Source organism: Enterovibrio sp. QJM3NY_24, assembly GCF_057786035.1.
Window position 1 is genome coordinate 468119 of the sequence record NZ_CM173520.1, and the last position, 12867, is coordinate 480985.

The following is a 12867-nucleotide window of genomic DNA, read 5'->3' on the forward strand; positions in this document are numbered from 1 at the left end:
ACATCAGTGACCATCGGCCAATCAGTCAGTTGAGGATGCTTCTCTGAGATATTCAAAAGTTCGCTGGATTGACGTCGATTTAGCACAATGCAGATGCGTCAAAACCACCAATCACGTGGTTGATAGGTATTAACGAAGGTTTGGATGACGTTAGCTAGCTGGAATACGATAACCACAGAGTCTTTTCCACCCTAGCAAAGGTAAGGCTCCTTTAATCGATGACTCTGTGCCTATTATGGTTCCCTTTTCCACTTTCGTGGAAGTGTCGAGCCATTCGGCAACGCCAAACCCTAAACGACTGAGTATGTCGGGTTCACGACTCTCAATATGACCGCGTTTATCTTCTCGGCATTGCCGTCCTGTCCAATCGACAAGCTCTAGGTAATCCATCAATCGAAAGGTATACCTTCTGGTATCTGTTTTCTCGGATTTCCCGCAAAGGGGAATAGGTGTGGTGCAGTATTTTCGGGCTTGTTGCAAAAAATTCGATGGCGCGGATTTCTCCACACATCCTCCTGACATTACGTGTAAATCACCTCGACATTAAATAGCCAATTCATGAAGATGGATCTCTCCCTGACGCGCCATATTCGATCGTTATGGCGTAACCAACAATCGAGTTGCCTCTTGTTCAACAGGCGTAATGATTCAAATCCCTTGATGGTGGCCTACTCTCGGATGTAGTGTTCCGGTTCAAAGCCGCCGGTCGCGGTGATGAGTTTTTAACGGCACATGGTCAGATTCAATACGGTTATTGAGATATTTCACTTGCCGATATGCCACAACTTCTCGCAGTAATCCCTCTTCTTTCAGTCGAGCAATCGCATTACCATAAGAAGAATGCTGGTCGGTATTTAGGGTCTTTGGTTGCACGTCGTGTTTGTACTTTTCAGACAATGCTTTAGGAAACGATAAACGGCATATTTATCTCGTTTTTTTGAAAAGTAGAAGTCTAATGTTTCTACTTTTTTATTAATGGCACAGTACAGGTAGCGCCATTTCCCCTTCACTTTGATGTAGGCTTCATCAAGCAGCCAACATATCACTGACGCTGGCATAACTCATGGGCGTATGATCCATACCAACGTAGCGACCAAAGGATGATTTCAAAGGCGAAGTGTTGTAAGCGGTTAATAAACCAGTGAGGTCCTACTCAATTGCACAAAAATCGGTGACCAAGTTTTGTTTCAGTTTTATTAAATGCTGAAAAATGGTTTTAAATGACAAAAAATGAACGTAGATTTTCATATGGTTATGATTTGTAATGACTTTAGTTTGAGTAGGTATCCCCCCTCCAAGCTGATGATGCGGGTTCGATTCCCGCTGCACGCTCCAATCCGCTTTATGCTTCATTTCCTACTGTCTATCTACCATTTCTCCCATGTACTAACCGTCTCAGAAGAAGCTGATCGGCAAATAGAAATCCAACTCAAAGCGTTCCTGCTCATCGAGAAAATGGTTTTGGTGATAATGCACATACGCAGGCGTTGATCCCAGTTTAAAACCAGACGCTGGCAGCCACTGCTCGAGCACCTTGCTAATTTGGGGAAGCAGTTCGCCATACACCCCCTGCAATCGAAACACCGCATGTAACCCGCCCGGCACCACCAATTGATTGACGACTCCGCGCACTTTTATCGGCGCATCAATGGCAATGCAGGCAACATAGCGACACTTATCTAATTCCACCCATGCAGGGTTTGAATGGTGCAAACCAAACTGCTGTGAAAAATCACGCCCTTCGCTACTCGCCCATGCGTGCAATATTCGCCATGTGTTTTTTATCGAACGGTCATAACCGACATGGCGCACATACGCGGCGAACCGCTCTGGCACTTCGACAATTTTGGGCGAAGGCAATTTGAGATCAGCCACACGAAGATAACCGGCCGCCACATCGGGATCTTTCAAGTAAGGCTTATTGGCTATCTGCATGTCATGTTTACGCCATTCACCCGGCGCGACATCAAACGTGGCTTTGAATGCACGACTAAACGACGACACCGAGTTAAACCCACACTTGTTGGCAATCTCAAGCACGGATGACCGTGTATCAAACATCAATTGATTGGCGGCATATTCCATGCGAGTGCGGCGGATATATTGATGAATCGACTCGCCCACCACGCTTTTAAAAATACGATGGAAGTGTTGTTCCGAATACGCAGCCACATCTGCCAAGGTTTTGGCGGGCAAATCGCGGCTAATATCTTTGTGAATGTAGTACAGCACATCATTGATGCGGGAAATGTGTTGATGGCTCATTTGACCAAATAGCATAAACGGACATATCGAACAGCATAAACGGACATTCTAAAAACCACAATGCGTTGTAATATTTTTTGATAAGTCATTCATACGTTGTTCAGGTACTGATATGGAAATCGCAACATCGCTTCAGCAAATCCCTTCTTCCTATATTCGTGAGATTTTGGCCGCAGCGTCAGATAAGAACGTTATCTCTCTCGCGGGTGGTTTGCCGGATGAAAAAACCTTCCCTATCGACCTGATGAAAGCCACCCTCGAAGGCCTGTCTGACATGCCCGAGGTATTTCAATACGGTGCGACAGCGGGTTATGGCCCACTACTCACGTTCCTCAACACCTATTTCGAACTGCCAGAAAGCCACATGGCGATGGTTTGTACCGGCTCACAACAAGGCTTGGATTTGATTGCCCGCGCCTACGTGAACCCTGGTGACAAAGTCGTGATGGAAGCACCAAGCTATTTGGGTGCGATGCAAGTATTTGGCTTGGTACAAGCTGACATGGTGACCGTGCCGCAAACAGAATTCGGGCCGGATTTAACTGCGCTAGAAACCTGCTTTGCCGAGCAATCACCAAAAATGTTTTATGCCGTACCGGATTTTCATAACCCAACCGGGGTTTGCTGGTCACTAGAAACACGTCAGCAAGTCGCCGCGCTGTGCATCAAATACAAAGTGGCACTGATTGAAGATGCCCCTTACCGCGAACTGCGTTTTGCTGGCGATGCCCTACCCTTGGTTTCAGATTTCTGCCCGCAAAACTCGATTGTTCTGCGTTCTTTCTCGAAAATTGCGTCTCCCGGCCTGCGCATTGGCGTCGTCACGGGCAAACGCAGCTACATCGAACCGATGGTTAAAGTTAAACAAGGCGCAGACCTGCATTCGAGTGTGCCAATGCAAGCCCTGCTGCTTGGCCTGTTAGAACACAAAGACTTCGATCAACACATTGATACCATTCGCTCGCTTTACAAGTCTCGCTATGAAACCTTGTTCAACGAATTGCAGCAAAAGCTGCCTGAAGGGTGTGAATTGAATGCCGTTGATGGTGGCATGTTTGTTTGGGTAACACTGCCTGAGTGCGACACCTTTGCGCTGGCAAAATCGCTACTCAGTAACGGTGTGGCGGTTGTACCTAGCCCTGTTTTCTACCCGAAACCAGAAAGTGCGGATGCTGCGCTGCGTTTGAATTTCACCAACGCGACAAACGAAGAACTTGCCGAAGCGGTGACGCGTTTGGCAGCAGGTCTGCGCGAACAATTGAGCGCTGCGACCAATCAAGAAATGCCCGTTTTTGTATAACGGCAAGTCACACACCGCCATCTGATCCCTGGAAAACAGCGAACAAAAAGGGCATCGCAAATTTCTCTGCGATGCCCTTTTTCGTATGATGTTAACGTTACCGAATGAACGTGTATTAGTTCGCGTCGATCACTTCAACCGTGTCAGCACCATCTACTGTGATCGCGGTCGTTTCTGTCGCCGCTTTCTCTGTAGCACTCGCCGCAGCGGCTAACGACGCATCCACGTCGCACGCATACGCGTTACCAAACATGGTGACAGAGCTTGAGAAACCAAACGGTTGATACAGATACAGCACGTTGCCGCCTTTCTCTGCCGCTTTCTTACGCATTTGGTTTAGCGTTCCCCAAACCATGTCTTTGTCTGCGTGTAACCAGTAATCGTAAAAATGCCCTTCTGAGCCGATCACTGTGCCTTTATGCTCACATCCTTGAATCGCATTGATATCATCCCAAATCACTTGGACTTGTTCTGACTCTTGGGTTGGGAAAGTCACACAGCCCGATAACAATGCAGCAGAAACCCATGCTGCACATAGCGATATTTTTTTCATTTAAGACGCGTCTCTACTGTTTCAAGGGCGCGAAGTTTATCCTGAGTTGATGTAAAAGCAAGCGAAATAGACTGGCATAATTCTGCGTGCTTATTAGCTCTGTTTCAGGAATAGCTCTTTGAAGTCAAAAAAACGCGCCAACTACCAAAGTGAGAGATATCTCGGCCTCCGGCTGCACCCGCTTCTTCGCAGATAAAACCTGTCACCCAAGTCCCGTCATCCAACTCAACTTTCCCCAAGCCTAACGGGCTTGGAATGCCCGCCAGAAAATCACCGAATCGTGCCGTTGGCATCTCCCAAAGTTCCAATTCAATGCGATTCCCACCTTCTTTTGTGCGCACCATGCCCGGACGCTTGGGCTCTTCTCCTGCCAACGCAAACAACTGGTACCGCGCGGCACTGCGTCTTTTTTCCAAGAACGTCGCTTGGCGACTAACCAACTGATGGTTAAGCGGCAGTCCCGCCATATGTGCGCCACAGACAGCAATCACCATAGATTCTGGGATACGCTCACCGACTTCAATGCGAGACTTACCCGTGTACGCTTTGGCCATTTCTAAGAGCTTCGGCTCAGTGCCTTTGTCTGAAAACAGCGTGATACCAAATGGCATGTTTTCGGATTCGTTGTCTGCAGGCACAGCGATGGCAGCATAATCTAACAAGTTCATGAAATTGGTGTAGAAACCCAAGTTGGTATTCAACTGGATCGGGTCAGCCTGCATTTCCTCAATGGTGTAGATACTTCCAGCCGTTGGGATCAATATGGCATCGACAGAATTCAAAATCGCATCACAACGCTTTTTCAATGCTTGAAGTTCATATTGGGCATTGAACGCATCTACCGCTGTTAACCCACGAGCGCCGCCAATAATGGCTTGAATTGCGGGGTCGCAGTCAGCTTCATGTTCATCAAAAAACGCTTTGATCCCGGCATAACGCTCAGCAACCCAAGGGCCGTGATACAACAATTTGGCCGCATCCAAAAACGGACTAAAATCCACGTCCACTAACTCTGCGCCTAACGCTTCGCATTGGGCTTTGCTTGCGCTAAAACGACGCCTGTAATTATCGTTGCCGAAGAATTCCAATTGGGTATCACGCGGCACACCAATGCGTGGCTTATCGAAGGAATAAGTGACCTCTGAATCAGAGTCAGAAAAGTCTCTCGCATAGCAATCAGACGGGTCGTATTGCCCAGCTACTGGCAACACGTGTTCAATGTCATCCACCGAATGTGCGAACACAGTAATGCAATCCAGCGTTCGGCATGCTGGCACTAAGCCGCGACAGCTAATTCGCCCGATACTCGCTTTCATGCCCACCAAGCGATTAAACGCCGCGGGGACACGCCCTGATCCTGCGGTGTCTGTCCCCAGAGAGAACAACACCTGCTTCAATGCCACAGACACGGCACTGCCAGCACTTGACCCCCCTGAGATGTACGTTGGGTCGATACTATTTTGACACGCGCCATACGGGCTACGTGTGCCGTTTAAGCCCGTGGCAAACTGATCGAGGTTGGTTTTGCCTAACGGCACAGCGCCCGCATCAATCAAGGCCTGTACCACAAAGGCTGAACTGCCTGGCGAGTAGGCGAATTCTTTGCAGGCTGCCGTGGTCGGTAGCCCCAATAAGTCGATATTGTCTTTGATCGCGAATGGCACGCCATAAAGTGGTTTTAATTCGGGGTTGCTGTTTTTGAGCGCTTTGATATAGCCATCTAATTGCGCTTCGCTGATATTCGAAATCCAACAATGATTGACGTCAGCTTTGGCTTGCTTCCACTGCTGACGTAAGTATGCCTCTGGCGTCGTCTCACCGCTTTTGTAGGCATCCAGCAAGGCTTGAATTGACGTGAATTCCATTAGATCTGCTCCATGATTAACAATGTTTGACCTGCTCGCACTTGCTCACCTTCCGCTTTGGCATAGTGCACCACGCGACCCGATTGGGTGGCGGTGACTTCGATTTCCATTTTCATCGACTCAACAATCAAGAGGGGTTGGCCAATTTCAATGGTATCGCCGGGTTTTGCCAGCAATTGCCACACGTTGCCCGCCAACTGGCTAGAAACGGTAAATTGTCCATCTTCCAATATGTCGTCAGCCGTGCTTTGCTCTTCCACCGTTTCGGCAACAAAGTTGGCTTCACCGCTTTCTTCCCAGCGCTGACGCTCTTCATCGAACGCCTGTTGCTGGCGAGATTTGAACGCGGTGATCGACGCCTTTTCTTGCTCAAGCATGGCTTCATAGTCAGCAAGGCTGAAGCGGGTTTCTTCGATGCGGACGTCAAATTGCCCGCGCGGGAAATCACGACGAATATCCGTCAGTTCTTCGTGGGAAACCGGATAGAAACGGATCTGATCGAAAAAGCGCAGCAGCCAAGGTTTATCAAAGGCTTTGCTCTTTCCGTAGCGATTCCACATTTGGAGCGTTCGGCCCATCAGCTGATAGCCACCCGGCCCTTCCATGCCATACACACACATATACGCGCCGCCAATACCGACGGCATTTTCAGGCGTCCATGTACGCGCGGGGTTGTATTTGGTGGTCACCAAACGATGGCGAGGATCCATCGGCGTCGCGACAGGCGCGCCAAGGTAAACATCACCCAGCCCCATCACCAAATAGCTGGCATCAAACACGATGTCCTTGACCTGATCCATGCTGTCCAAGCCGTTAATACGACGAATGAACTCGATATTATTCGGGCTCCACGGCGCATTTTTTCGCACCACTTCGTCGTATTTACGCATCGCTAGTTGAATGGAAGGATCGTCCCAAGACAAAGGAAGATGCACCACGCGTGATGGCACGGTGAGCTGTGAAATATCACCGATAGCCGCTTCTGCACGTTCGAGGATCGCCAGCATTTCTTCGCAAGGTGACTGCAAGTTGTCGTAATGCACTTGCAGCGAACGAATACCCGGCGTTAGCTCTTTAATCGCGGGGACGGCCATGCTTTCCAAGGTCATCATTAAGGCGTGAACACGAAAACGCAGGCGGATATCCAGCATTTGTGGGCCGTATTCCACCAGCAGGAAATCCTCACCGCTTGGGCGATACACCACCGTCTCACCGTATTTGTCGGCAGCAAGTTCTTTCAACACAGGCGTAGTTGGCATGAAAGCCGCGAGTGGAAGTTCTTGGGTTTGTAACTGGGCAATAGCGAGGCGTTGATGTTTCTCGGCTTCTTCGGCATCAAACATAGTGACAGGCTGGAATCGCACTTTGTCGCCTGCTTTTAGTTGCCCCATTTTCCACAAATCCGCTTTGATAATGGTCGCCGGACAGACAAAGCCCCCTAGGCTTGGGCCATCTGGCCCTAAAATCACAGGCATATCTCCCGTGAAATCGACCGTGCCTACCGCATAAGCGTTGTCGTGAATATTCGATGGATGCAGCCCTGCTTCACCGCCGTCGGTTCTCGCCCATTCAGGTTTTGGCCCGATAAGACGCACACCCGTGCGGCTGGAGTTAAAGTGCACTTCCCATTCCGCATCAAAAAACGCCGAAATGTCATTGTCAGTAAAGAAATCAGGCGCACCGTGCGGGCCGTAAATCACGCGCAATGTATGCGTCATGCCCAGATCGGGTTTATCCATGGTTCTGGCAGTCAGGCTTTTATCGTGTTCAACGGGATGAAGATGAAGCACATCACCCGCCATTAACGCGCAGCCACCATGACCACCGAATTTGCCCAAGGTAAACGTCGAACGGCTGCCGAGATATTCAGGACAATCAAACCCGTCTTTGATCAGAAGATACGCGCGAGCCCCCTCACCTGTCATCGCGCCAAGCGCAAGCGTATCGCCCTTTTCAATATCCAGTACCGTCCACATAGGCGCGTCCGCACCGTTGCATTTCACATTGATGTCAGCGCCCGTTACCACCACTTGAGTCGGCTGGTTGAAGCGCAGCGTCGGGCCATTAGCGATGATTTCTAAACCCGCACACGTCTCTGCATTTTCGAGCAATTGATTCCCGAGACGAAAACTCAGGCTGTCCATTGGGCCCGATGGCGGAATGCCGACATGCCAATAGCCACTGCGCGCGGGATAGTCTTGAACCGTCGTTTGTGTCCCGCTTGCCAATACATCCACCGTCGATGGTTGATAATTGAACCCAGCGAGACTCGATGTCAGCACTGTGCCCTGCTTCACCATAGGTTCAACAGCAAGCTGAGCTAAATAAGCCAGATTAGTTTCAATGCCATACAGATGAGTGCTATTCAATAATTCAGCAATATCTTCCAGTGCGCTGTGGCGATCGCTCCCGTGCACCATGACTTTGGCAATCATAGGGTCAAAAAACGGACTGACTTCTACACCCGCCTCCACCCAGGTATCAATCCGTACTGTGCTGCCGTTTTCTTGTGTGATCACACGGTTTGCATCAATGCCCTCAGGGAAGACGCCAACGTCGTGATCAGCCCTGTTGATGGCTGAAACTGTCGGTTTGGATCTTCCGCGTACAAACGGAACTGAATCGCGTGGCCATGTGGTTTGGCGGCTTTCGTTTCCACCCAACTTGCGTGATATTCGCCCGCGCCAATTTCCACCATCAGCTTGACAATATCGACGCCAAAGATCATTTCAGTGACGCCATGCTCCACTTGCAGACGGGTATTGACTTCGAGGAAATAGAACTGCTGCGTGGACTGATCAAGAATGAATTCCACCGTACCCGCGCTGCGATAATTGACCGATTCCGCCAGCTGAATCGCCGTCTGTTGCAATGCTTGCCGGGTTTCATCGTCCAGATTTGGGGCGGGTGTTTCTTCCATCACTTTTTGGTTACGTCGCTGCGCGGAGCAATCACGTTCACCAAGGGCAATCACATTGCCTTCGCCGTCACCCACCACTTGCACTTCAATGTGGCGTGCCGCTGTGATGAATTTTTCCATGAACAAGCCACTATGGCTGAAGTTGGCTTCACCCAGACGTTTTACGGCATCAAACGCATCGGTTAACTGCTCGGCATTTTCGCAAAAACGCATGCCGATACCACCGCCACCGGCGGTGCTTTTCAGCATGATGGGATAGCCCATGGTTTCAGCGTTAGCAATCGCTTCTTCAACGCTTTCCAACAAGCCCGTACCGGGAAGCAGGGGCACATTCGCCTGCTCCGCCAGTTCACGAGCGGTATGCTTTAAGCCAAACTGATTAATTTGGTCACTGGTTGGGCCGAGGAACACCAGGTTCTCTTGCTGACACGCTGCCACAAAATCAGGGTTTTCACTTAAAAAGCCGTAACCTGGATGAATCGCTTCTGCGCCCGCTTCTTTGGCAATAGCGATGATTTTGTTCATGTTGAGATAGGTTTCAGCGGCGCTGCCTTCACCGAGGCTAAAGGCTTCTGTGGCATTTCGCGTATGCAGGCTGCCTGCATCGTCTTCGTGATAAACCGCCACACTCGCCACACCCATTGCATCTAATGTGCGGATGATCCGACATGCAATCGCACCACGGTTTGCAATCAACACTTTATTGAACATCTTGTTCTTGTTAAACATAGCTTTGCCTTCAATTCGTCGGGTCGTCCCGAATTAAGACCGAAAGTGTGTCGCCAACACGGTGAGTGAACCCGATGGCGTTAGGGTCGTCCCTTACCTTATTCTTTGTGTCTACCGTTCGAACTTACGCCGCTTCCCACACCGAAATTTCAACGGGTGTTGGGTTATACGCGTTGCACGGGTTATTCAATTGGGGGCAATTCGACACCAACACAATCACGTCCATTTTCGCTTCCAGTTCCACGTATTTACCCGGCGCACTGATGCCATCGGCAAAGGTCAGCCCCCCTTCGGCGGTGACAGGCACATTCATAAAGAAGTTGATGTTGTGGCTAATATCGCGCTTAGTCAGGCCATATTCAGGGTGCTCTGCCACCGCCAACAGCCAAGAGTCTCGGCAAGCATGCATACAACGTTTTTCCAGTGCATAGCGCACGGTGTTGCTTTCGGTAGAGCATGCGCCACCGAGGGTGTCGTGACGCCCGCACGTATCAGCCACAATTTCGAGCATCGGGTTCGACAAATTCGACATCAACACAGATTCAGCAGTGAGGTAGGCGTTGCCCTGCTCACGCAAGGTATCCATGGCGCTATAACGCTCTGCGGGATTATTCGCGTTGTAGAACAAGGTATCCGCAGCCTGATTGCCCTCCAGATCGGTAATGCGAACACGTTCGCCTTTTTTCACCACGTTGAAGTAGTAGTCACCCGCATCGACCACTTCAAGAGAAATGGCGTTCTCCATTTTAAAATCACTCTCTTTGATCATGTCATTCTCCTTAAGCGACGAATACAGGCTGATATTGGCGAGTGTTGATGAATCCACGGCGGTTTTCATCGCAATGATTTAGACAAGCATCATCTGCCTCAACTGGAGAAGATTTCACCATTTCGACATCAACCGGATTGCGCGGATAAACCACGGCTTCATTCATCGGGTGCGGGCAGGTGCTAAACAATACGATGGTGTCCATCTCAAAACGCAGTTCAACCACTGAGGCGGCTTTGCTGTGTCTTTGCACAAAGGTGAGCTGACCATCATCAGTGGTTTCGACCTTGCTGAAGACATTGAGCGTGGCGGCCAAATCACGCAAACCAAGCCCAAATTTCGCCATTTCCACCAGCATGGCGTCATGTCCATTTTGCAGCCAATCATTACGGTCACTTTGGTAGTTACGCTCGCCCCATACCTTGGCCACATGGTTTTTGTTACTCAAACCGCCGACGCTGTCGATCCAGCCCGTATCGTCTTGCACGATGGAGCAGAAAATTCGTCCCATGTCGGAATAGACACAATTGCCTGCCGTCAGCTTGAATGTGTGCTGGCATTTGAGGGTGTCAGGCAAGTTAATGCGCTCTAGCGGGTTGCGCGGGTTGAACAGCAGTAAGCTCGCATTCGCGCCACCTTCCACGTCCGTTAAACGCAGGCTATGGCCTGCTGGGATGTCTAATCCGCCGTGTTGACCACCGAGATACCGGTGATAAAACAAATTCTTCAGTTCCATTTATTGCTCTCCTTGCTATTCACTTGCGAAATATTCCCAGCTCAGGCCACGTCTTGCTGCTTGGCTTGTAAACTGGCAATCAGCGCATCTTGTCCGGTTGAATTGAGTGGGATATCAAACGTGACTTGCGAACCAAAACGCTCTGGCGCTTGTGGGTCGAATCGTGGTTTGTCGAACACCCAAAGACGCGAGCCCAATTTGAAGCCTTCGTGTAAATCGTGAGTGATCATAAAAATGGTGAGATTCTGCTCTTGCCAGATTTGGTTGATCAGTTCGTGCATGTCTTTACGAATACCGGGGTCGAGCGCGCCGAAGGGTTCATCGAGCAATAAAATGCGCGGCTTTTTCATCAATGCCTGAGCAATGGCAAGTCGCTGCTGCATACCGCCTGACATTTCTGCTGGATACTTATCTGCCGCGTGCGCCAATCCAAGCTTGTCGAGCTGCGCCATCGCTTTGTCTCGCAACACGGCGCGACCACTGCCCCATATTCGGCCTGTTAAGCGACTCATTTCTAGCTCATCCGCCACCATGATGTTTTGCAACGCGGTCATGTGTGGAAACACCGAATACTTTTGGAACACAATGCCGCGCTCCGGCCCCGGTTCAGAACTCAGCGGTTCGCCATCAAGCAGCAATTGACCACGTGAAGGAGCTTGAGTGCCGAGCAGCATGTTGAGAAAAGTTGATTTCCCGCAGCCCGACGTACCCAAAATACTGATGAACTCCCCCGCCATCACTTTGATGTTGAGGCGTTCAATCACCACATGGCTGCCATACTCTTTCCACAGACCTTTTGCTTCGATGATCGGCGTGTTGGCTTCCATCATTGACGCAATACCATCAACAATCGGCTTTGGTCCTTGGCTGTTCGACGTGTTGCTTGCTGATTCACTCATTAGGATTTCCCTCCCTGTGCGTGAAACCATGGGTAACGATGGGCTGACAATTTCTGTAAGGCCCAATCCATCAAGAACGCCAAAATCGTAATCCACAGCACGTATGGCAAAATCACATCCATCGCCAAGTAACGGCGAATCAAAAAGATGCGATAACCCAACCCTTCCGTCGCAGCAATGGCTTCCGCGGCAATCAAAAACAGCCATGCGCTGCCAAGCGTCAGTCGCACAGCTTCAATGAGCCGAGGCATCACTTGCGGAAGGACAACGCGCAGCATGAGCGTCCAAGAGTTTGCGCCCAAGGTTTGGGCTTTGATGATTTGTTCGGCAGGAAGGCTTTCGGTGCGTAGCTGAAGATCGCGGATCATCATCGGTGTAATCCCAATGATAATCAGCATCACCTTAGACAGTTCACCCAACCCCAACGCGATAAACAAAATGGGAAGAATCGCCATGGGCGGAATCAATGACAAGGCGCGAACCATGGGAGACATTGGCGCACGCACATACGGGATCATGCCGTTTGCCACACCAATCACCAGCGCCAATAACCCGCTGATCCCCACGCCCAGAAACAAGCGCTGTAAGCTCGCCCACGTATCGACCCACAATAAGTAATCGCCAGTACGTTTGCTCGGCTCAAAAGCCATGCGATCAATCGCGGCTGCAATACTGTCAAACGACGGCAGTAACTTGTCGTTGGGGTTAATCGCCAATCGCGCATCTGATGCCACCATGTAGGCGGCGATCAGAAGAACAAAGGGCAAACAGGCCAGAACAGTGCGCCCAAACGCGGAAGGCTTTCGGTTAATAATCCGAGTCATCATGCTT

The 12867-nt window shown here is 50.2% G+C and carries 10 protein-coding genes and 2 pseudogenes; 1 reads left to right on the plus strand and 11 read right to left on the minus strand.

Translation table 11 applies throughout. The annotated features are described in order from the left end of the window. Positions 1-150 precede the first annotated feature (150 nt). The 3 genes and pseudogenes from AC3CIC_RS18510 to AC3CIC_RS18520 all read right to left on the minus strand — a co-directional run. A pseudogene (locus tag AC3CIC_RS18510) lies at positions 151-449 on the minus strand (alpha-amylase family glycosyl hydrolase); the annotation flags it as partial. A gap of 72 nt (positions 450-521) precedes the next feature. After that, a pseudogene (locus tag AC3CIC_RS18515) lies at positions 522-1135 on the minus strand (IS6 family transposase). Positions 1136-1395: 260 nt separating this feature from the next. Continuing rightward, a complete protein-coding gene (locus AC3CIC_RS18520; protein WP_026024188.1) occupies positions 1396-2265 on the minus strand; it encodes an AraC family transcriptional regulator in 870 nt (289 codons plus the stop codon). A 112-nt stretch (positions 2266-2377) separates the two neighbouring features. Between AC3CIC_RS18520 and AC3CIC_RS18525 the strand changes: the two genes are divergently transcribed. Beyond that, entirely contained in the window at positions 2378-3565 is a 1188-nt protein-coding gene (locus AC3CIC_RS18525; RefSeq protein WP_488516650.1) for an aminotransferase-like domain-containing protein, read from the plus strand. 115 nt (positions 3566-3680) lie between these two features. Here the strand turns inward: AC3CIC_RS18525 and AC3CIC_RS18530 are convergent, their stop codons facing one another. The 8 genes from AC3CIC_RS18530 to AC3CIC_RS18565 all read right to left on the minus strand — a co-directional run bounded on the left by AC3CIC_RS18530 (position 3681) and on the right by AC3CIC_RS18565 (position 12863). Next, on the minus strand, positions 3681-4118 hold the full coding sequence (locus AC3CIC_RS18530) for a DUF4156 domain-containing protein (RefSeq protein WP_488516651.1): 438 nt from the start codon (positions 4116-4118) through the stop codon (positions 3681-3683). A 104-nt stretch (positions 4119-4222) separates the two neighbouring features. Beyond that, positions 4223-5983: an allophanate hydrolase gene (gene atzF, locus AC3CIC_RS18535; RefSeq protein ID WP_488516652.1), complete on the minus strand. Its 1761-nt coding sequence runs from the start codon at positions 5981-5983 to the stop codon at positions 4223-4225. Then, the gene (locus AC3CIC_RS18540; RefSeq protein ID WP_488516653.1) at positions 5983-8502 is read right to left on the minus strand and encodes a 5-oxoprolinase/urea amidolyase family protein; all 2520 of its coding nucleotides are present in this window, start codon (positions 8500-8502) and stop codon (positions 5983-5985) included. The genes atzF and AC3CIC_RS18540 overlap by 1 nt, the downstream gene beginning before the upstream one ends. Beyond that, positions 8499-9632: an acetyl-CoA carboxylase biotin carboxylase subunit gene (locus AC3CIC_RS18545; protein WP_488516654.1), complete on the minus strand. Its 1134-nt coding sequence runs from the start codon at positions 9630-9632 to the stop codon at positions 8499-8501. Before AC3CIC_RS18545 ends, AC3CIC_RS18540 begins: the two co-directional genes overlap by 4 nt. A gap of 124 nt (positions 9633-9756) precedes the next feature. Further along, positions 9757-10401, minus strand: a complete 645-nt coding sequence (locus tag AC3CIC_RS18550) for an urea amidolyase associated protein UAAP2 (protein ID WP_488516655.1) — start codon at positions 10399-10401, stop codon at positions 9757-9759. Positions 10402-10411: 10 nt separating this feature from the next. Beyond that, positions 10412-11137, minus strand: coding sequence for an urea amidolyase associated protein UAAP1 (locus tag AC3CIC_RS18555; protein WP_488516656.1), 726 nt, complete (start codon positions 11135-11137; stop codon positions 10412-10414). 41 nt (positions 11138-11178) lie between these two features. After that, complete coding sequence (locus AC3CIC_RS18560) at positions 11179-12036, minus strand: ABC transporter ATP-binding protein (protein WP_488516657.1); 858 nt, start codon at positions 12034-12036, stop codon at positions 11179-11181. Next, positions 12036-12863 (minus strand): ABC transporter permease, encoded by an 828-nt coding sequence (locus AC3CIC_RS18565; protein ID WP_488516658.1) that lies wholly within the window; start codon positions 12861-12863, stop codon positions 12036-12038. Before AC3CIC_RS18565 ends, AC3CIC_RS18560 begins: the two co-directional genes overlap by 1 nt. Positions 12864-12867 lie beyond the last annotated feature (4 nt).

Bases quoted from the DNA above. Each gene is read 5' to 3' on its own strand.
- AC3CIC_RS18545 (WP_488516654.1), bottom strand. From the start codon at position 9,632: ATGTTTAACAAGAACAAGATGTTCAATAAAGTGTTGATTGCAAACCGT.
- AC3CIC_RS18530 (WP_488516651.1), bottom strand. From the start codon at position 4,118: ATGAAAAAAATATCGCTATGTGCAGCATGGGTTTCTGCTGCATTGTTA.
- AC3CIC_RS18565 (WP_488516658.1), bottom strand. From the start codon at position 12,863: ATGATGACTCGGATTATTAACCGAAAGCCTTCCGCGTTTGGGCGCACT.
- atzF (WP_488516652.1), bottom strand. From the start codon at position 5,983: ATGGAATTCACGTCAATTCAAGCCTTGCTGGATGCCTACAAAAGCGGT.
- AC3CIC_RS18550 (WP_488516655.1), bottom strand. From the start codon at position 10,401: ATGATCAAAGAGAGTGATTTTAAAATGGAGAACGCCATTTCTCTTGAA.
- AC3CIC_RS18560 (WP_488516657.1), bottom strand. From the start codon at position 12,036: ATGAGTGAATCAGCAAGCAACACGTCGAACAGCCAAGGACCAAAGCCG.
- AC3CIC_RS18525 (WP_488516650.1), top strand. From the start codon at position 2,378: ATGGAAATCGCAACATCGCTTCAGCAAATCCCTTCTTCCTATATTCGT.
- AC3CIC_RS18555 (WP_488516656.1), bottom strand. From the start codon at position 11,137: ATGGAACTGAAGAATTTGTTTTATCACCGGTATCTCGGTGGTCAACAC.
- AC3CIC_RS18520 (WP_026024188.1), bottom strand. From the start codon at position 2,265: ATGAGCCATCAACACATTTCCCGCATCAATGATGTGCTGTACTACATT.